The organism is Streptomyces sp. NBC_01335 (genome assembly GCF_035953295.1).
In the GTDB taxonomy this organism is placed as follows: Bacteria; Actinomycetota; Actinomycetes; order Streptomycetales; family Streptomycetaceae; genus Streptomyces.
The window spans coordinates 3,026,452-3,046,059 of the sequence record NZ_CP108370.1; the positions used below are offsets into that span (position 1 = coordinate 3,026,452).

The window sequence follows — 19,608 nt, forward strand, 5'->3', positions numbered from 1 at the left end:
CGGCCGGGCGGTTCAGAGCGACGCGATGTCGCCCGGGGTCATCCGGGGGCCGCGGCGCGGCCGGGACACCCCGGAGAGAAGGATCAGCCGGGTCGCGCGGTGGCGCTGGCCCGCGTAGGGGGCGAGCAGTTCCAGCATCCGGGCGTCGTCGGCGTGCCGGTCGTCCGCGAGGGCGTGGCCGACGATGCCCGGCAGGTGGTAGTCGCCGGTGGTGACCGCGTCCGGGGCGCCGTTGGAGCGCTGGAGGGTCTCGGCGGAGGTCCACGGGCCGATGCCCGGGATCAGTTCCAGCCGGGCCTTCGCCTCGGGCAGCGCCATGCCGGCCGCCTCCTCCAGGCGGCGGGCCACCCGTACGGCGCGCAGCACGGTCGCCGAGCGCTTGGCGTCGACGCCGGCCCGGTGCCACTCCCAGGACGGCACCAGCGCCCAGGTGCGCGCGTCGGGCATGACGTGCAGCCCGAGTCCGGCGGTGGGACCGGGGGCCGGGGTGCCGTACCGGCGTACCAGCAGCCGCCAGGCGCGGTAGGCCTCGGTGGTGGTGACCTTCTGTTCGAGGATCGACGGGATCAGGGACTCCATCACCAGGCCCGTGCGCAGCAGGCGCAGCCCGGGACGGCGGTGCCGGGCGAGGGCGAGCAGCCGGTGGCGCGGTTCGAAGGCGTCCGGGTCGTCGGTGGCGCCGAGCAGTTCGGGCAGCTGGTCGAGGAGCCAGTCGGCGCCGGGCCCCCAGGCGGTCGCGCCGACCCGGCCGCCGGGCACCGCGCGGACGCGGAGGGTGCCGGGGCCCGCCGGGGTGCGGGTGGCCCGCCAGACGCTGCCGTCGTCGGTCGTACGGAAGGTGGGGTCGCCGGTCCCGCGTCGCAGCGGCCCGAGGATCAGGTGGAGGTCGAACGGGCCCGGCGGGGTCCACTCCCGCGTCAGCGGGACCTCTGCCGGAGCGGGCCCGGCGGCGGGTACGCCCCCGCGCGCGGCGGCCGGCGTCTGCCGGGGCAGGCCGGTGCGCGCGGTGCGGGGGGCGAAGCGTCCTGCCACGGGTCGGTGTCCTCGGGTGGTTCGGCGGTGCGGGGCGTGCCCCTCCGAGGGTACGGCTCCGGGGTGCCCGGGGGCCCGGACCGCCGGGCCCGGAGACGTACCTCACCGGCCCCCTGCGTCACCGGCCCGCGTGCGTCACTGGTCCGAGGAGAAGCGGACCGACGCGTCCGGGAGGACGGCGTCGCACCAGACGCGGATCCCGTCGCGGAGTTCGTTGTCGGCGCCGACCCGGGCGCCGTCGCCGATGACCGCGCCGGCCAGCACCGTACGGCTGCCGATCCGCGCGCCGGCTCCGACGAGGGAGTCGGTGACGACGGCCCCGGCTTCGATCACCGCGTCGGCCAGCACCGCCGAGCCGGTGATCCGGGCGCCCTCGCCGATGACCGCGCGTTCGCCGACGACCGTGCCGCCGCTGAGCTTGGCGTCCGGGGCGATCCGCGCGCCCGGCAGCACCAGGCGTTCGCCGCAGCGGCCGGGGACGGCCGGGGAGGGGGCGCGGCCGAGGACGAGGTCGGCGGAGCCGCGTACGAACGCCTGCGGGGTGCCGAGGTCGAGCCAGTACGTGGAGTCGACCATGCCCTGGAGGTGGGCGCCCGAGGCGAGCAGGCCGGGGAAGGTCTCGCGTTCGACGGAGACCGGCCGGTCGGCGGGGATGGTGTCGATGACCGAGCGGCGGAAGATGTACGCCCCCGCGTTGATCTGGTCGGTGACGATCTCCTCGGGTGTCTGCGGCTTCTCCAGGAAGGCGGTGACCCTGCCCGAGGCGTCGGTGGGGACGAGGCCGAACGCGCGCGGGTCCTCGACCCGGGTCAGGTGCAGCGAGACGTCCGCGCCGGAGTCGGTGTGCGTGCTCACCAGGGCCCGGATGTCGAGGCCGGTGAGGATGTCGCCGTTGAAGATGAGCACCGGCTCGTCGGGGCCCGAGGTGAGCTTGTGGGCCACGTTGCGTATCGCGCCGCCGGTGCCCAGCGGTTCGCGCTCGGTGACGTACTCGATGTGCAGGCCGAGGTCCGAACCGTCACCGAAGTGCGGCTCGAACACCTCGGCCAGGTAGGACGTCGCCAGCACGATGTGCTCGACGCCGGCCGCCCGCGCGCGGGCCAGCTGGTGGGTGAGGAAGGGGACACCCGCAGCCGGCACCATCGGCTTCGGGGTGCGGACCGTGAGGGGACGGAGCCGGGTGCCCTTCCCACCGACCAGGAGGATCGCTTCTCTTGCCTCTGTCACGGCGTCTGTTCTCTGCTTCCTGCCGGGGGCCGGGCCTCGTTCGGCTGGCCAGTGTATGCAGACCCGCCGCCCGCCCCCGGTCAGCGCCCCTGGAGGCGGGCCGACGTGGTGCGGGTCGTGCCGAGCTTCTTGTAGAGACGTGCTCCGGGGCATTCGGTTGCGAATCCGTCGCGGTGCCCCGAAATGGCGTTCATTTTGACCGAACTGCCCTTCTTGTACCTGTTGCCGCCGCCGGAGACGAGGGTGACGGTGCCCTTCGGGTTGATGCCGAACAGCCCGAGCTTCCAGGCGGTGAGCTTGGCGACGGCGTTCACCGCCGCGGTGGGCGGGTTGGTGCTGGCGAAACTTCCGAGGACCGCGATGCCCATGGTGTTGGTGTTGAAGCCGAGCGTGTGCGCGCCGAGGACCGCCCTGGTGACGCCGCCGGCCCGGCCCTCGTAGATGTTTCCGCACTTGTCGACGGCGAAGTTGTAGCCGATGTCCCGCCAGCCGTTGCTCTTGACGTGGTAGCGGTAGATGCCGCGCAGGATGGAGGCCGACTGGGAGCAGGTGTAGTTGTTCCCGGTGGCGCTGTGGTGGACGAAGGCCGCCTTCACCGTCGTGGTGTACGCGAACTGACGCTCGCGCAGGCTCTCGTCCGCACCCCAGCCCTTGCGGGTGATGATGCCCGGGCGGGGACCGATGTACGGCTTCGCCGCGGCGACCGCCGCCCCGGCCCGGGGCGAGTCCGCCGCCTCGCCGCTCTGGTCGTCCTGGCCGGTCCGGTCGCTCGCGCCGTCCTGGCCCTCGGGTTCCGCCGGGAGCCCCAGCCCGCGGGCCTGCGCGTCGGCGATCGTCTGGGCGCGGCTGAGCGCGGGCAGCACGGCGACGTCGGCGGTGTCCGTGTCGGGCGGGACCGCAGTGCCCGTACCCGTCTTGTCGGCCTCCCCCGTCGTCGCCGTGCCCGTCACCGCCGTGCCGGCCGCTGCCGTCTGCACGCCCGGAACCGTGCTCGTGGTGACGGGCGCCGGGTCCGCGCCGGGGTCGACGAGTTCGAGGCGCAGCCCCTTCGGGAGGGCCGCCGGCTCCGCGGCCCGGCCGAACAGGTCGGTACCGGCGGGCCGGACCCGTACCTCGACGGCGTCGGAGGCGCCGACCCAGAGCGGGGCGGTCGCGCCGCGCACGGAGGCCGCCTCGGCCTCGGGGGTGCCGGGTTCCGCCGCGTGCTCGTCGTTGTGCGTCTCGACGGACTGCCAGCCGGACCAGCGGGCGGTGGAGGTGGCGCGGGTCCGGACCTCGACCGTGCCGGGCAGCTCTGCCGCCGCGTCGTCCCAGACGACGCCGAGGAGGGAGAAGGGCTTGACCTCCTTGGGAGTGAGGCCCTGCGGTACGACGGCGGACGTCTCCCCCGCGGCCCGGTTCTCGGTGAGCGGCACCAGCGGCAGGGACTGCGTCGAGCCGGGAGGGTCGGCGGTCGGGGCCACCGCGGCCGGCGCCACGGACAGCGCGGGGGTGGACGCGGCGAGCGAGAGGGTGAGTGCGGCCGCACAGGTGACGCCGATCGTTGCGGCGTGGAGAGTACGCATGTCATTGATCCTCAAATAGGCTGATACGCCTGGCCACCCGAAGGGACTCCGATCGCCCTGACGGCCCGTCTGCCGAACGGTGGCCCCGCATACCCGTTCCCCGGCCGCCCGGCGCCGCCGCCGCGTACGCTTGCGCGGATGAACGCCAGCGACCGCACCCCCGCCGACCTGCTGCGATCCGCGCTCCTCGCGGACCCGGCCCGCCCCCTGGTCACTTTCTACGACGACGCCACCGGCGAGCGCGTCGAACTTTCGGTCGCCACCTTCGCCAATTGGGTGGCCAAGACCGCGAATCTGCTCCAGGGCGACCTGGCCGCCGAACCGGGCGACCGGCTCTCCCTGCTGCTCCCCGCGCACTGGCAGTCGGCCGTCTGGCTGCTCGCCTGCGCCTCGGTCGGCGTGGTCGCCGAGGTGGGCGGCGACCCTGCGGCGGCCGACCTCGTGGTGACCGGCCCGGACACCCTGGAGCGCGCCCTCGCATGTCCGGGCGAGCGCATCGCCCTTGCCCTGCGTCCACTGGGCGGCCGCTTCCCGGTCGCGCCCGCGGGCTTCGCCGACTACGCGGTCGAGGTGCCCGGCCAGGGCGACCGGTTCGCCCCCTTCCAGCCGGTCGACCCGGACGCTCCCGCCCTCGTCGTGGACGGCACGGAGCTGACGGGCGCGCGGCTCGTCGCCCGCGCCCGCGAGGAGGCCGCCGGGCTGGGGCTCGCCCCCGGTTCGCGGCTGCTGTCGGGGCGTTCGTACGACAGCTGGGAGGGGCTCGCCGCCGGGCTCTGGGCACCGCTGGCGTCGGGCGGTTCGGTGGTGCTCTGCCGCCATCCCGGGCAGCTGGACGAGGACGGGCTGGCCAAGCGGGTGGAGAGCGAGCGGGTCACCCACCGCGCGCTCTGACCGACCGGGCCGGGGGCCGCACGTCCAGGGGCCGCGCGGTGTCCGGCCGGCCGGGTCCAGGGGCCGCGCGGTGTCCGGCCGGCCGTCCGCGCGGGCCGGTATGAAAAGCGCTGCGAGGGTCACTCGTCCGGCCCCTCGCGGGCCCGGTCCCCCGGGGCTGGGCGGTGACTCGGGTACATCATCGGCGGTACCGACCACCCGAGGATGGACGCAGACGTGACCGACAGCGCTGGCACGCCGGCCGACCCCGACCCCGACCCCGACCCCGACCCCGATTCCGGCTCCGGCTCCGGCTCCGGCTCCGGCTCCGGCGGTCACGGCTCCGACGGTTCCGAAGGCCCCCACGGCCCGGACGACGGCGGCGGCCGGGACCACGGGTCGCCGGACCACGGGTCGCCGGACAGCGGATCGCGGGACGGCGGGCGGCGCGGCGGCGGTCGGTCGTGGACCTGGGCGGCCCGCCCCCGGGCCGTGCGTCCCCAGGGCCGGAAGCGGCACTGGGTGCGCTGGACCGCGCTGGGCGCCTCGCTCGTCCTCCTGGTCGCGGCGGGCATCGGCTGGTGGCTGTACCGGAAGCTGGACGACAACATCCGGACGGACACGAGCGCGGAGGCCGAGCTGCGGGCGTACGAGCGCGAGCGCCCCACCGCTCTGGTGACGGACGCCCAGAACATCCTGCTCATCGGCTCCGACAGCCGGGCCGGGGACAACCGGAAGTACGGCCGGGACAACGGCGGGGCGCAGCGCTCGGACACGGTGATCCTGCTGCATCTCGCGGCGGACCGGGAGAGCGCCACCGCGGTGTCCGTCCCCCGGGACCTGATGGTGGAGATCCCCAGCTGCCACGGCTCCGGCGGCAAGGCGACCGGCGCGCAGACCGCCCAGTTCAACTGGGCGTTCGAGATCGGCGGCACGGCCTGCACGGTGCGGACCGTGGAGCTCATGACGAAGATCCGGGTCGACCACCACATGGTGGTGGACTTCAGCGGGTTCAAGGACATGGTCGACGCGGTGGACGGCGTGCAGATCTGCCTCCGGGAGCCCGTCGACGACCCGGCGGCGCATCTGAAGCTCCCGGCCGGACGGCACACGCTCGACGGTGAGCAGGCGCTCGGCTACGTACGCGCGCGCAAGTCGCTCGGCAACGGCAGCGACACGGACCGGATGAACAGGCAGCAGCAATTCCTCGCCGCCCTGGTGAACAAGGTGCAGAGCAATGGTGTCCTGCTCAATCCGGCCCGGCTCTACCCCGTTCTCGACGCGGCCACGAAGTCGCTGACGACGGACGCCGGACTGGACTCGTTGCGCGATCTCTACGGACTGGTCCGCGGAATGCGGAACGTACCCACGGACAAGGTGCAGTTCCTGACCGTCCCGCGCCGGCCCTACCGGCAGAACGCGAATCGGGACGAATTGGTGCAACCGGATGCGGACCGGCTTTTCAGCCAGCTGCGCGAGGATGCTCCGGTCACGGTCGTACCGGCCGGCAATTCGGGCGACGGTCCCGCCCCCGCGAAAAGGGCGGACACGGCGCCCGGCAGGGCACCCGCTGCGGCCGGAGTGACGCCGAACCCCACTTACTCGGGTACGAATGCTGCGGATGACCTGTGTAAGCGGTAAAGCAATTCCCAAGCAGAACGGCACAAACGGCGCGGAATGGGTGGAATGCCCGGTTGTAGGGGCCGTGGAATGTGTCACGCTCGTCGCCGCGCTCCGGAACGGGCGGATAGTGTGACGCGATCCGGTGCGTCCGGCCTTCCGGCCGCGCACTTCTGGAACGCAGATTCGGAGCGCCTTTTCGGGGAAGGCGCCTCGCGTGGCACCGACGGAGGACCCAGGCAACCGTGGATGCGCAAAGCCGTGGACGGGCGGACGATATCGACCCCGCGGACCAGTGGGTCCTGAACCCGCGAACCGGCAATTACGAACTGCGACTGAACCACTCCGAAGAGCATTCTCCGCAAGTGGACGAAGGACCCCGCATTCCGCGCGGCCGAAACGAATCGGATGCCGGAGAACCCCGTCCGGGCGGCCGTCGCCGGGCCCCCTCTCCCGAATCGGACGAGGACCCCGCACCGCGCGGGGACGAGCGGGTTCCCGGCCAGCGCAGCCGCCGGTCGGGCGGGCCCAGGCGCGCGGCGGAGGCCGAGGCCCCGGCCGGGCGCCGCACCCGCAGGGCGAAGAAGAGCGGCAAGAAGAAGTGGCTGGTGTGGACCGGCGGCGTGACGGCGTTCCTCGTCGTCGCGGGCTCGGGCGGCGCGTACGCCCTCTACCGGCACTTCAACGGCAACATAGGCACCGTCGACGTGGGCTCCGCCGGCAACAAGAACGTCACCAGTTCCGGCCCGATGAACATCCTGATCATCGGCACCGACAAGCGCACCGGCAAGGGCAACGAGGGCTACGGCGACGCCGGGAGCGCCGGCCACGCCGACACGAACATCCTCTTCCACGTTTCGGCGGACCGGACCAACGCGACCGCGCTCAGCATCCCGCGCGACCTGGTCATGGACATCCCCGACTGCGAGACGAAGCAGGAGGACGGCACCACCGAGGTCATCCCCGGGACGCCGAACGACCGCTTCAACGTCAGCCTCGGCCAGGAGGGCCGCGACCCCGGCTGCACCATGCGCACGGTGAAGGAGCTCACCGGCCTGTCGGTCGACCACTTCATGATGGTGGACTTCAACGCGGTCAAGGAGCTCTCCACCGCGGTCGGCGGCGTCACCGTCTGCATGGCCAAACCGATCGACGACCCCAAGTCCCACCTCAAGCTCCCGAAGGGCGAGTCGAAGGTGGAGGGCGAGCAGGCCCTGGCCCTGCTGCGGACGCGGCACAGCTTCGGCAACGAGAGCGACCTGGACCGGATCAAGGTCCAGCAGCAGTTCCTCGGCTCGATGATCCGTCAGATGAAGTCGGACGACACCCTGACGAGCCCCACGAAGCTCTTCAAGCTCGCCAACGCGGCGACCAAGGCGCTGACGGTCGACTCGGGCATCGGTTCGGTGGCGAAGCTGACCACCCTCGCCAAGGAGCTCTCCAAGGTCCCGGCGAAGAACATCACCTTCACCACGGTGCCGGTCATAGACAACCCGGCCGAGCCGACGCCGGTCACGGTCGTCGTGCATCCGACCAAGGCCGAGCAGCTCTTCGAGACGATGCGTCAGGACGTCTCCCTCACCGAGGTGGCGGCGCAGCAGAAGGCCGCCGCCGCGAAGCAGAAGAGCGCGCAGGCCGCCCTGCTGGACGGGACCCGGGCGAAGGCGGCCGACGTACGGGTGGACGTGTACAACGGCGGGAAGATCTCCGGTGCCGCCGGGGCCACCGTCAGCTGGCTCCAGCTCGAAAAGGGCGTACTGAAGTCCACCAACAAGGCCAACGCGCCGGAGAAGATCGCGAAGACGACGCTCGAGTACGCGCCCAACCAGGCGGACCAGGCCCGGGCGCTCGCCGACATGATGGGGCTGCCCGCCTCGGCGCTGAAGCAGGGCACCACGGACGCCGAAGGGCTGGAAGCGATGACGCTGACGCTCGGCGCCGATTTCAAGGGGGCCGGGGTCGCCGTCGACGCACCCGCCACGGCACCCACCGACATCCAGAGGGCTAGCGCCGACAAGGCGGTGTGCAGCGAGTGAAACCCGTTCGCCGCACCACCGCGAGAGTCTGAGCAGCAGGGGGGGTCCCGTTGGGACGGAACAGCACGCCCGGGGAGGGGACGCGACCACGCGTCCAGAAGGCCGATCAACTCGGCTGGGACGACAGTCTCTACGCCGACGGGGAAGCGGCGGGGGACGGTACGGGGGAAGGCGGGGAGCCCGGGCCCGGTACGGGCGGGGGCACCGTCCCGGCCCCGCGCAGGGGCCACAAGGCCGGCGGTGGCGCCGACCGCCCGTCCCGGCGCACGCCCAAGAAGGGCAAGCGCCGCGTCCTGCGGTGGATCGCCTCGGTGCTCTCCCTGCTGATACTCGCCACCGGCGCGGCCGGTTACGCGTATTACCAGCACCTGAACCACAACATAAAGAAGGAGGATCTGACCCTCGGCGACAAGAAGATGACCGAGCACAAGGCCAACGCGGCCGGTCAGACTCCGCTGAACATCCTGATCATCGGCTCCGACGCCCGCGACACCGCGGCCAACCAGAAGCTGGGCGGCGCGAAGGAGACCTTCAACTCCACGCCCCTCGCCGACGTGCAGATGCTCCTGCACGTCTCGGCGGACCGCAGCAACATCTCGGTGGTCAGCATGCCGCGCGACACCATGCTGAAGATGCCCAAGTGCACGGACCCGAAGACCGGCGAGGTCTACGAGGCCTCCACCTCCCTGGTCATGACCAACACGAGCCTGGGGCGCGGCGGTCCCGGCTGCACGGTCGCCGCCTGGTACGAACTCACCGGCATCACCATCGACCACTTCATGATGATCGACTTCGCCGGTGTGGTGTCGATGGCCGACGCCGTCGGCGGCGTGCCCGTCTGCGTCGACGCCAACGTCTACTCGCACACCAGCAAGGGTGCGGGCTCCGGCCTCAAGCTGAAGGAGGGCACCACCTCCATCAAGGGCAAGCAGGCCCTCCAGTGGCTGCGCACCCGTTACGGCTTCGAGGACAACACGGACCTGGGCCGGGAAGAGGCGCAGCACCAGTACCTGAACTCGATGGTCCGCGAGCTCCGCAAGGGCACCAAGCTGACCGACCCCGGGAAGCTGATGGACCTCGCCGAGGCCGCGAGCAGCGCGCTCACGGTCGACAAGGCCCTCGACCCGAAGGGGCTGTACGACCTGGCGGGGGAGCTCAAGAAGGTCCCGTCCAAGCGGATCACGATGACCACCATGCCGAACGTCTACGGCACCGGGGAGCTCAAGGACCGGGTCCTTCCGAAGCCGGGCGACGCCGAGCAGCTGTTCCGGATGGTGCGGGACGACGTCGCGCTCGACGGCAAGGCGTCCAAGCCCGCGGCGACCGCCTCGCCCACGCCCGCGGACCTGTCCGCGCCGGTCGACGAGATCGCCGTGACGGTGCGCAACGGGACAGCCACGGACTCCCAGAGCTCGGCTCGCGGCCGCGCCGGTGACGTACGGGACCAGCTCAAGGACGCCGGCTTCGTCCGGGCCACGCTGAACTCCTCGGACGTCACCCCGTCGGCGCGGACCAGTGTCCTGTACCCGAGCGCGGACCTGGAGGGCGACGCCCAGGCGGTCGCCAAGGCGCTCGGCATCCCGGTGTCGCTGGTGAAGCAGTCCACCGACGTCTCCGGGATCTCGCTGGCGGTCGGCGCCGACTGGCGCGACGGGGGCAGCTACCCCGCCGCGGCGGACGACAAGACCCCCGATTCGGCGAAGGCCCTCAACGGGGACGACGAGGGGGCCTGCATGCACGTGAACCCGGACTTCACCTGGTAGCCGCCGGGGCACGCACATGAGGGAAGGGCTCCACCGCGACGGTGGAGCCCTTCCCTCATGTGTGTACGACCCGCGCGTACGACCCGTGCGGGCGGGTGTCAGGCGGTCTGCTCGCTCAGCGAGGGACGGCGGCCGGCGATGACGCGCCGGGCCAGCGAGCGCGGGCTGGTGAGGAAGCCGTACCCCCAGGACATGTGCATGGTGGCGAGGGCGACCGGGATCTGCGCGCGGGCCTTCAGCGACAGCCCCTTGCCCGCGGGCAGCGATCCGGCGGTGATGGCGGCGGCGTAGGCGGCGGGGACGAGGAAGGCCCAGGGGGTGACCGCGGCGCCGACGACGATGCCCGCCGCGATGGCGCAGACGGCGGTCGGCGGGGCGAGGTAGCGCAGGTTGATCGAGCCGGCGTGGTAGCGGGCGACGACGTGCCGCCAGCGGCCGTAGTCCTTGTACTGCTTGGCGAGCGCCCGCACCGAGGGGCGGGGGCGGTACTGGACCTTCAGCTCGGGCGAGAACCAGATCAGGCCGCCGGCCTCGCGGATGCGGAAGTTCAGCTCCCAGTCCTGGGCCCGGACGAACTCGACGTTGTACCCCTCGGCCCTCTCCAGCGCCTCGCGGCGGAAGACGCCGAGGTACACGGTCTCGGCGGGGCCCGCCTGGCCGCCGGTGTGGAACGCGGCGTTGCCGACGCCGATCTTCGAGGTCATCGCCGCGGCGACGGCGTCCTCCCAGGCGTTCTCGCCCTCGGCGTGCATGATGCCGCCGACGTTCTGCGCGCCGGTCTCCTCCAGGAGGCGGACGGCGGTGGCGATGTAGTCGGGCGAGAGCATGCCGTGTCCGTCGACCCGCACCACGATCGGGTGGTGGGACGCCGCGATGGCGGCGTTGAGGGCGGCGGGGGTGCGGCCCGTGGGGTTGGGGACGGTGTGGACGCGGGAATCCTCGCGCACCAGTTCGGCGGCGATCTCGTCGGTGCGGTCCTTGGACGGGCCGAGCGCGATCACCACCTCCATCTCACCGGCGTACTCCTGTTCCAGGATGTGCCGGACCGAGTTCCTCAGGTGCCGCTCCTCGTCGAGCACCGGCATGATCACTGAGACGGCGGGGTACTGCGCGGCAGACATGTGGTCCTCGGGGGGTCCTCGGGGGCGCCGGACTCCGGGTCGCACCACGGGAGACGGCGGTTGTTCGACAGGTGGTGCGCGCGGCCACGTTACCGCTTACGGGGGACAACGGCGCGTCCCGCCGGGTCGCAGCCCGGAAAGGAGATCGTATGGACTTACCGTACGGACGGTCTGCCCACGCCCAGGAGGTTTCCCCCTCGTGACCACGCCGCCCAGGCCGCCCCGTCCACCGCACCCCCGGCGCACTCCGCCGCGGCGCGGTCCGGCGCCGTCCGGGAGGCCGCTGAGATCCCGGCGGCAGGACGAGCGGCCCCGCTGGGGGATGCGGGTGGCGACGGGGCTGTCGGTGCTGGTACTCGGCGCGGGCGGCATCGGCCACGCGCTGGTCACCGGGCTGGAGACCGGCATCGACCGGGTGGACCCCTTCCGCGACATGAAGAACCGGCCGTCCGGGAGCCGCGGGACGAACCTGCTGCTCGTCGGCACCGACGGCCGCGACAGCATCACCGCGGCGGAGAAGAAGAAGTACCGGCTCGGCGGCGCCCCCTGCCACTGCACCGACACCCTCATGCTGGTGCACCTCTCCCAGGACCGCCGGCGGGCGAGCGTGGTGAGCCTGCCGCGCGACAGCTACGCCGTGATCCCCGCGCACACGGACAGGACGACCGGCAAGCAGCACGCCGCGCACCCCGTGAAGCTGAACGCCGCCTACGCGGAGGGCGGGCCGAACCTGACCGTGCGCACCGTGGAGCAGCTGACCGGCGTCAAGATCGACCACTACCTGGAGGCGGACTTCACCAGCTTCATGAAGACGGTGGACGCGCTGGGCGGCGTGGAGATCTGCACGGTGCGGCCGCTGAAGGACGCGTACACGGGTCTCGACCTCCCGGCGGGCACCCACGAGCTGGGCGGCGGCCAGGCCCTCCAGTACGTCCGCTCCCGGCACATCGACGGGGCGGCCGACCTGGGGCGGATGGAGCGGCAGCAGAAGTTCGTCGCGGCGGTGATCGAGCGGGCGACCAGCAAGGGGGTGCTGCTCAACCCCGTGAAGTTCCAGCAGGTCGTCTCGGCGATGCTGGGGTCGGTACGGGCCGACGAGGGGTTCGGCACCGAGCAGATGCTGGAGCTGGGGTCGGCGATGCGCGGGTTCACCGCCGCCTCGTCGGAGTTCGCCTCCGTCCCGGTGGGCGACCCGAGCTTCCCGGTGAAGGGGATCGGGTCGACCGTGAAGTGGGACACCGCGCGGGCGAACGCCCTGTTCCGGACCCTGCGCGAGGACAAGCCGCTCACCGCCGCGAAGCCGTCCACCGCCCCGGCGGAGTCGAAGGCGACGGTGGTGGACGTGGCGCCCCAGCAGATCCGGGTCCAGGTCTACAACGGCACGCCGCGGGCCGGTCTCGGCAAGCAGCTGGACGCCGCCCTGCGCGCCACCGGCTTCAACACCACCGCGGCGCCCCTCAACGGCGCGGTCCGCGACCTCGCGCGCACCCTGATCACCTACGACCCGCGCTGGGACCGCTCGGCGAAGTCGCTGGCCGCGGCGTTGCCCGGCAGCGAGCTGCGGGCGGCGCCCGGCCAGGGCGCGACGCTGCGGGTGACGGTCGGCGAGGACTGGGCGGCGGTGGTGCCGGTGCGGGCGGAGACCGTGCCCCGGGGTACGTTCCACGCCGTCACCGGCGACGAGGTCGTCTGCCCCTGACCCGCGCCGCACCGAGCTCTCTCGCCGCGGGGGTCAGCCCTCGTCGGTGCCGCCGGGCCGGGTTCAGCCCTCGTCGATGCCGTCCGCGGCGCGCTGCTCGCGCAGCTCCTTGATCGCACGGCGCCGGGCGAGGCGGTGCGTACGGCGGATCTGGGCCTCCTGGTGGCGCCGCTTGTCTCGCTCGGTGCTGGGGATCACCGGCGGTACGGGCCGGGGGCGGCCGTCCGCGTCGACGGCGGCGAAGACGAGGTAGGCGCTGCCGACCTGCTGTGCGGGGGTCGACTCGTTCCACCGCTCGGCCATCACCCGTACCCCGACCTCCATGGAGGAGCGGCCCGTCCAGTTCACCTGGGCGCGTACGTGCACGAGGTCGCCGACCCGGACCGGCTCCAGGAAGACCATCTCGTCCATCGAGGCCGTCACGGCGGGGCCGCCCGAGTGCCGGCCGGCCACGGCCCCGGCCGCGTCGTCCACCAGCTTCATGATCACGCCGCCGTGCACCGTGCCCAGGAGGTTGGTGTCGCTGCCGGTCATGATGTGGCTGAGGGTGGTGCGGGACGCCTCGGTGGGCTTGCCGGGGAGGTCACCGGCACCGTCGCGGCCGTCACCGCCGTCCGTGCGGGTCCGGGAACGGCTTCCGTCCTCGGGGCTGCTCTCGCCCTGGGGGTGATTGGCCAGTTTTGTCATACCGTCCACTGTATGCGGCCGTTGCGCGACCGAATTTGCATCAGCTTCGCAACAGCCCTGAACCGTTTCTTCTCACACCCTGTGATCCGCGTGCCCCGGGGCGGCAGACTGGTCCGCATGAGTGACAGGCCCGGATGGAACGACGACAGCGACCGCTACGGCCGGGGCAGCGCCTCCCCCGAGCCCGAGGGTGCGCGCTCCATGCCCCGTGTCCAGCGGCACCCCGCCCCGCCGCGCGCTCCTCAGGTGCCGCCGCAGGGTCCGGGGTACCAGGGCCAGGGGCGCCAGGGGTACGGCACCCCCGAGGCGCCCCAGCACGACGCGTACGACCCGTACGCCCAGGGCGGCGGCCAGGCCGGACCCGGGTACGACAGCGGATACAACACCGGCCAGGTCTACGGATCGCCCCAGGGCCCCGGGCACGGCCAGGGCCACGGACCGGGCCACGGACCGGGGCAGGGGCCGGGCGGTGGTCGTGGCGGGCGCGGCGGTGACGGCGGTTACGTCCAGGGCCGGCCCGCGCCGGACTGGCGGCGCCGGATCAAGCTCGGCGCGCTGGCCCTGGTGGTCGTCGTGCTGGCGGTCTCCGTCTCGACGTACTTCTGGGCGGACTCCAAGCTCAAGCGCGAGGTCGACCTCTCCAAGGTCATCGACCGCCCTGACGCGGGCGACGGCACGAACTACCTGATCGTCGGCTCCGACAGCCGCCAGGGCATGTCGGCCGAGGACAAGAAGAAGCTGCACACCGGGTCCGCCGAGGGCAAGCGCACCGACTCGATGATGATCCTGCACAACGGGTCGAACGGGCCGACGCTGGTCTCGCTGCCCCGTGACTCGAACGTGGAGATCCCCTCGTTCGTGGGCTCCGAGTCGGGCAAGACGTACCAGGGCACCGGCCGGACGGTGAAGCTGAACGCCGCCTACGCGGAGGACGGCCCGGAGCTGCTGGTGCGGACCGTCGAGTACAACACCGGTCTGCACATCGACCACTACGTCGAGATCGGCTTCGGCGGCTTCGCCAGCATCGTGGACGCGATCGGCGGGGTCGAGCTCGACATCCCGAAGGCCTTCAAGGACAAGAACTCGGGCGCCGACTTCCAGGCGGGCAAGCAGACGCTGAACGGCGAGCAGTCCCTCGCCTTCGTCCGTACCCGCTACGCCTTCGCGGGCAGCGACCTGGACCGTACGAAGAACCAGCAGAAGTTCCTCGCGGCCCTCGCGAGCCAGACGGCGACCCCGTCGACGCTGATCAACCCGTTCAAGCTGTACCCGGTGCTGGGCGCGGGTCTCGACACCCTCGTCGTGGACAAGGACATGTCGCTCTGGTCGCTGGCCCGGATGTTCTTCGCGATGAAGGGCGTCACCGGCGGCGACGGTACGTCGATGAACATCCCGCTCTCCGGGCAGAGCACCAGCGGGGGCAACCTCATCTGGGACAAGGCGAAGGTCAAGCAGCTCGTGGAGCAGCTGAAGAACGACGAGAAGGTCACGGTGCAGGGCAGCTGACCTCCTGTCACGCGAGGGAGCCGGGACCCCGGTCGGGGTCCCGGCTCCCTCGCGTTCACCGGGCCTGCTCGTGACGGCCCGAGCGCGTCAGTCGAAGCCGAAGCCCCTGGGCAGCGGCTCCTGGTGGAAGAGCCCGGCCGGGACGGCGGCGGCGAGCGCCCCGTAGCCCGCCGGGTTCAGGTGCAGGTGGTCGGGGTCGCTGTACGCGGACAGGATCTGGCGCGGGTTCTTCGGGTCGCGGACCGCGCGGTCGAAGTCGACCACGCTGTCGAACCGGCCGCTGGTGCGGATCCAGGCGTTGACCTTCTGCCGGGCCTGCTCGCGGTACCCGCTCGGGTCGTCGTAGCCGGTGTTGCCGCCGAAGGGCGTCAGGGTCGCCCCGTAGACCCGGATGCCCTGGGTGTGGGCCCGGACGATGATCTGGTCGTAGGCGGCGATGAGGTCGTCCGCCGTCTTCTGCTGGACGGCCTCGGTGGCCTCGGCCGTACCGATGTCGTTGATGCCCTCGAAGACGAGGGCCCACTCGACCCCGCTCTGCGCCAGGACGTCGCGGTCCACCCGGGAGAGGGCGTTGGGGCCGAGGCCGTCGTTGAGCACCCGGTTGCCGCCGGCCGCCTGGTTGAGGATCGCGGTACCGGCCGTGTCCGGGCGCGAGCGCAGCCGGTCGAGGAGCTGGTCCGGCCAGCGGTTGTTGGCGTCGGTGGTGGAGCCCCGGCCGTCGGTGAGCGAGTCGCCCACGATGACGGCGGCGGCGGTGGTGTCCGGGGACCAGACCTCGACGCCGCTGAGGAAGTACCAGTGGGCGGCCGAGGCGGCACCGGCCAGGTCCTCGTCCCGCACGTGGTCGCCGGCGAGCATGTACGAGGTGGTCCGCGAGCCGGGGTGCGAGGTGATGCTGTTCGACGCCTGACCGTCCGCCAGGTACACGGTGACCGTGAGGTTCGTCCCGGGCGCCACGTCGAAGTCCAGCGGGTCCGAGACGACCTGGGAGCCCACCGGGACGACCGCCGAGGCGCTGCCCCCGAACGTCACCGTCCGGGAGGTCGCGGGCCGGATCGCGCTCGCACCGGCCCGGCCCCCGGCGGGCAGCGCCACCGACACCGAGGTGAGGGGCAGCGCGGCGCCGCCGAACGCGTTGGAGAACCGCAGCCGCACCTGCTTCCCGCCGACCGACACGTGGACGGTCTGCCGCAGGGTGGCGTCGTCGAGGACCTTGCCGTCCTGGTTGAACGGGGCGGGCGGCATGTTGGTCGGCTCGGTCAGCTGCGGCATCGATGTCCAGGTGTTCACCCAGTGCGTCCCCACCTGCCGCGCGTGCGCGGTGGCACTCCGCCCGCTCCCGCCGTTCGCCGCCGGGTGCCCTCCCGCGTCCGCGGCCCCGGCGGCTCCCACGGCGACACCGGTGGCCAGGGTGGCCGCGAGCGCCACCGTCACGGCCAGACCGGCCTTCGAAACTTTTCGAGCCATGGACTGCTTCCCCTCGGACGGAGTGATCCCCTTGCGCGCTTCGGCGGTGACGGTAAACGGGGCGTTTCCAGGGTGTCAATGACTCTGGCACGATCCGATACAACGCGCGAACTGAGCGAAAGTTTCGGGGAGTTGATGCACGAAGGTCACCCCCTCCCGGATACGCCGGTTTCCAGAAACGGAAACCCGGGCCCCTTGTTCCCCGGGGGTGGAGCCCGCGAGCATCAGGGGAGGACATCCGACCACGAGGGGGCAGGCCGTGAAGCTGACACGACTGGTGGGCCAGTGCGACGACGGAGAATGCCCAACCATCTACGCCACGGACCGGGGAACGCTCGCCGTCCAGGGGAACCGCCTGTCCGGCCACGGACTGGACATTCCGGCGCACGAGACCATGGTGGAAATCCCGATCGAACTCATCCGGAAGGTTATTCATGACAACCTCGTCCAAGACGCTGGGTGAATGGCTCGAAGAATTCAGGCAGGAAGCATTCCGACTTGAAACCCTGGACGACTACAGCAAGTCGGGCGGCGTGGACGCGTACCACGCGTTCCTTGCCGGAGAGCCGCAGCCGGAGGGTTACAGGACGGCCGCCTGGACGACGACCGTCGCGAAGGCGGTTCGGTCGGGAAAGCGGATCTACCGCGTACACGTCCTCGCCCGCCCGCTCACGGACTATCTGCGGTTCGAGCTGTCCTGGGGATATCGACGGAACATGGCAGCCGGGGAGGAGTTCTTCATCCTCGACACGACCGACCAGGAGAACCCGATCCCCGGCGCCCCGGATTTCTGGCTCTTCGACGAGCGGATCATCGGGACCATGAGCTACGACAATTCAGGGAAGTACCTAGGAACAACCTTTCCCGATGAGGATCAGTTGACCGCATTCCTCACGTACAGGGACAAGGCAATGGCCCAAGCCGTGCCGTTCTCCGACTGGTGGGCGAAGTACGGCGAGTGAACAAGTCAAGCCTCGGGCCGGCCCTGCGGAAACTGCGGGAGGCTTCCGGAATGGAAGCGAAGGCGGTCGCCCGCGGCGCGGCCATGTCCCGATCCAAGCTCTCCAAGATCGAGACCGGGAACGCCGCTCCGAGCGTCACCGATGTCGACTGCATCCTCACCGCCATGGGTGTGTCGGATCAGGTGAAGGCGGAGTACATGGCCGCCGCCAGAGAGGCGGCCACGGAAGTCACGGCATGGCGACTGATTCGCCGCCTGGGTCACAGCCGAAAACAGGAACAGGTACAGGCTCTCGAATCACGGACCACGCTGCTGCGCCTGTTTCAGCCCTCACTCGTTCCCGGCCTGCTGCAGACCCCTGAGTACGTGCGGGCGGTCTTCGCCCGAAAGGGTCTGCCGGCAGAACAACTGGAACGCACCATCGGCGCGAGACTGGCGCGGCAGAGCGTCCTGTACGCGGACGGCAAGGAATTCCGCTTCATCATCACGGAATCAGTTCTCCGTTGGCGCATCCTTCCGCCCTTGATGATGGCGGGGCAATTGGACCGCCTGGTCTCCGTCTCCCGCCTGCCCCATGTCGATGTACGAGTCGTCGCACTCTCCCAGCCTCAGAACGATTTCCCGGGCCATTCTTTCTCGATCAGGGACGACCGCACCGTGACCATGGAGATGGCGCACGCCGAGACAGTGGTGACGGATCCCCGAGACGTTGCCCTGTACGTGGCCAAGTTCGAAGGATTCAGTGCGTCCGCCCTCTCCGGTGACGTCATGAGGGAATTGGTCGAGTCCGTCCGGGACGACCTTTTGCGCGAACAGGAATCCGGCTAGAAAGCCGCGCCCGGCCCCGCAACGATGGACCGTGCACTCGCAGGGCGGTGAGGGGACGCGGCAGACGCGCGGGACGGGTCGTTCGAGCGTGCCGTGCGTACGCGGAGACGCGCTTGTCGTCCCCTTGGTGCCTCCGCACGCCGTCCGGCCTCCACCCGCACAAGAAGGAGCCTCGCCATGACCACAGTGACCACGAGGGAAACGTCTGCCGCCTTACGGCGCGGTCGGGACCTCGTCAGCCCCGAACTGTTCGAGAGAGTGTCCGCGTTCTGTGCGGAGGAGTACGGGCACGAACTGCCCGCGGCCCGGAAGATCGTGGACCAGGCGCTCGCCTTCCTGAAGGTCATGGGAGACGCGCGCGCCTTCGACATGACTCCGTCCCAGGACGTCGACCCCGGCTGGCATTCGTTCGCGCTCCACACACGCGCCTACGCCTCCTGGTGCCAGGAGCAGTTCGGCTACTTCCTGGACCACGAACCGAGGGCCACCGTCCGCACACGCCCCTTGATCGGCTCGGTGGTCGAGCGGGTCAAGGCTGCCGGTTTCCAGGTCGACGAGCGGATGTGGGGCGCTGCGAAGAACTGCAATCCGCCGGCCTGCTGCGGCGACGGGGACGGCTGCTGACTCGCTCACCGCAGGGTTTCCGTCGTGTCCCACTCGTACGAAGGAGGGCCCTGGCGGGTCGCGGGCAGTCGGGTCCTCCGCTGAGCGAAGGTACCGCCCATGGCATCTGGCGAGGGTCTGACCGGGAGCGGCAGAGTCACCGTTTTCGCCCTGTTCGGCGTAGTCGTCGGCTACGCCACTCACCACTTGGACGCCCGGCTGATCGGAGACGTGGCGGTCCTCGGCCCCCTGACCCCCGGGACCGAGTGGAGGCATCTGTGGCGGATGGCCCGCACCTGCGGACGCCCCACGGCCGGCGAGGACGAGCTGGCCCAGTGGCTGCTCGCCCAGGCAACCCGGGCGCTCGTGTGCGGCAGCGACCGCATCGCGCAGTTCCCGGAGCGGAGATGGAAGCTGGAGCCGGGAGGCATGTGCGTCCGGTTCGACGCGACGTACGCCAACCGTGACCAGCTCTGGACGGGGAACCTGACCGTGGAGGGGCTTGCCCCTGATCAGGTCGCGGAGCGTCCGACGCTCTACAGCGCCTGAAGGGCCATCAGGGCGCAGGCCGGAATCTCCCTGGCGTGAGTGCGCCGTGCACGGCAGGACGGCCCCCGCCATGA

General features: G+C 71.4%; 17 protein-coding genes. 11 read left to right on the forward strand and 6 right to left on the reverse strand.

Annotated features, from left to right (window positions below; translation table 11 throughout):
• Positions 1-12: 12 nt before the first annotated feature.
• The 3 genes from OG599_RS12820 to OG599_RS12830 all read right to left on the reverse strand — a co-directional run bounded on the left by OG599_RS12820 (position 13) and on the right by OG599_RS12830 (position 3,824).
• Entirely contained in the window at positions 13-1,032 is a 1,020-nt protein-coding gene (locus OG599_RS12820) for a DNA-3-methyladenine glycosylase family protein (RefSeq protein WP_327176113.1), read from the reverse strand.
• Positions 1,033-1,167: 135 nt separating this feature from the next.
• Positions 1,168-2,259 (reverse strand): nucleotidyltransferase family protein, encoded by a 1,092-nt coding sequence (locus OG599_RS12825; RefSeq protein WP_327176114.1) that lies wholly within the window; start codon positions 2,257-2,259, stop codon positions 1,168-1,170.
• A gap of 80 nt (positions 2,260-2,339) precedes the next feature.
• Complete coding sequence (locus OG599_RS12830; RefSeq protein ID WP_327176115.1) at positions 2,340-3,824, reverse strand: peptidoglycan recognition protein family protein; 1,485 nt, start codon at positions 3,822-3,824, stop codon at positions 2,340-2,342.
• Positions 3,825-3,962: 138 nt separating this feature from the next.
• Between OG599_RS12830 and OG599_RS12835 the strand changes: the two genes are divergently transcribed.
• The 4 genes from OG599_RS12835 to OG599_RS12850 all read left to right on the forward strand — a co-directional run bounded on the left by OG599_RS12835 (position 3,963) and on the right by OG599_RS12850 (position 10,113).
• Positions 3,963-4,715, forward strand: a complete 753-nt coding sequence (locus tag OG599_RS12835; RefSeq protein WP_327176116.1) for a TIGR03089 family protein — start codon at positions 3,963-3,965, stop codon at positions 4,713-4,715.
• 204 nt (positions 4,716-4,919) lie between these two features.
• Complete coding sequence (locus tag OG599_RS12840) at positions 4,920-6,335, forward strand: LCP family protein (RefSeq protein ID WP_327176117.1); 1,416 nt, start codon at positions 4,920-4,922, stop codon at positions 6,333-6,335.
• A gap of 224 nt (positions 6,336-6,559) precedes the next feature.
• Entirely contained in the window at positions 6,560-8,350 is a 1,791-nt protein-coding gene (locus tag OG599_RS12845) for an LCP family protein (protein ID WP_327176118.1), read from the forward strand.
• 50 nt (positions 8,351-8,400) lie between these two features.
• Positions 8,401-10,113 carry an LCP family protein gene (locus tag OG599_RS12850; RefSeq protein ID WP_327176119.1) on the forward strand — a complete coding sequence of 571 codons (1,713 nt, stop codon included), beginning with the start codon at positions 8,401-8,403 and terminating at the stop codon, positions 10,111-10,113.
• A 98-nt stretch (positions 10,114-10,211) separates the two neighbouring features.
• Here OG599_RS12850 and OG599_RS12855 read toward each other — a convergent pair whose 3' ends face one another.
• On the reverse strand, positions 10,212-11,234 hold the full coding sequence (locus tag OG599_RS12855) for a glycosyltransferase family 2 protein (RefSeq protein ID WP_327176120.1): 1,023 nt from the start codon (positions 11,232-11,234) through the stop codon (positions 10,212-10,214).
• 199 nt (positions 11,235-11,433) lie between these two features.
• On the opposite strand from OG599_RS12855, the gene OG599_RS12860 reads away from it, so the two are divergent.
• A complete protein-coding gene (locus tag OG599_RS12860; protein WP_442809424.1) occupies positions 11,434-12,933 on the forward strand; it encodes an LCP family protein in 1,500 nt (499 codons plus the stop codon).
• 63 nt (positions 12,934-12,996) lie between these two features.
• Here the strand turns inward: OG599_RS12860 and OG599_RS12865 are convergent, their stop codons facing one another.
• The gene (locus OG599_RS12865; protein WP_327176122.1) at positions 12,997-13,620 is read right to left on the reverse strand and encodes an acyl-CoA thioesterase; all 624 of its coding nucleotides are present in this window, start codon (positions 13,618-13,620) and stop codon (positions 12,997-12,999) included.
• A 117-nt stretch (positions 13,621-13,737) separates the two neighbouring features.
• On the opposite strand from OG599_RS12865, the gene OG599_RS12870 reads away from it, so the two are divergent.
• Positions 13,738-15,126: an LCP family protein gene (locus OG599_RS12870; RefSeq protein WP_327176123.1), complete on the forward strand. Its 1,389-nt coding sequence runs from the start codon at positions 13,738-13,740 to the stop codon at positions 15,124-15,126.
• An 87-nt stretch (positions 15,127-15,213) separates the two neighbouring features.
• On the opposite strand, the gene OG599_RS12875 is transcribed toward OG599_RS12870, so the two are convergent.
• Positions 15,214-16,593, reverse strand: a complete 1,380-nt coding sequence (locus OG599_RS12875; RefSeq protein ID WP_327176124.1) for an SGNH/GDSL hydrolase family protein — start codon at positions 16,591-16,593, stop codon at positions 15,214-15,216.
• A gap of 259 nt (positions 16,594-16,852) precedes the next feature.
• Between OG599_RS12875 and OG599_RS12880 the strand changes: the two genes are divergently transcribed.
• The 5 genes from OG599_RS12880 to OG599_RS12900 all read left to right on the forward strand — a co-directional run bounded on the left by OG599_RS12880 (position 16,853) and on the right by OG599_RS12900 (position 19,534).
• Positions 16,853-17,056 (forward strand): hypothetical protein, encoded by a 204-nt coding sequence (locus tag OG599_RS12880; protein ID WP_327176125.1) that lies wholly within the window; start codon positions 16,853-16,855, stop codon positions 17,054-17,056.
• Positions 17,028-17,555, forward strand: a complete 528-nt coding sequence (locus OG599_RS12885; protein WP_327176126.1) for a DUF6879 family protein — start codon at positions 17,028-17,030, stop codon at positions 17,553-17,555. Before OG599_RS12880 ends, OG599_RS12885 begins: the two co-directional genes overlap by 29 nt.
• A 23-nt stretch (positions 17,556-17,578) precedes the next feature.
• Complete coding sequence (locus OG599_RS12890) at positions 17,579-18,382, forward strand: helix-turn-helix domain-containing protein (protein WP_327180016.1); 804 nt, start codon at positions 17,579-17,581, stop codon at positions 18,380-18,382.
• A gap of 177 nt (positions 18,383-18,559) precedes the next feature.
• A complete protein-coding gene (locus OG599_RS12895; RefSeq protein ID WP_327176127.1) occupies positions 18,560-19,006 on the forward strand; it encodes a hypothetical protein in 447 nt (148 codons plus the stop codon).
• A gap of 99 nt (positions 19,007-19,105) precedes the next feature.
• Positions 19,106-19,534: a hypothetical protein gene (locus OG599_RS12900; RefSeq protein ID WP_327176128.1), complete on the forward strand. Its 429-nt coding sequence runs from the start codon at positions 19,106-19,108 to the stop codon at positions 19,532-19,534.
• Positions 19,535-19,608: the final 74 nt, after the last annotated feature.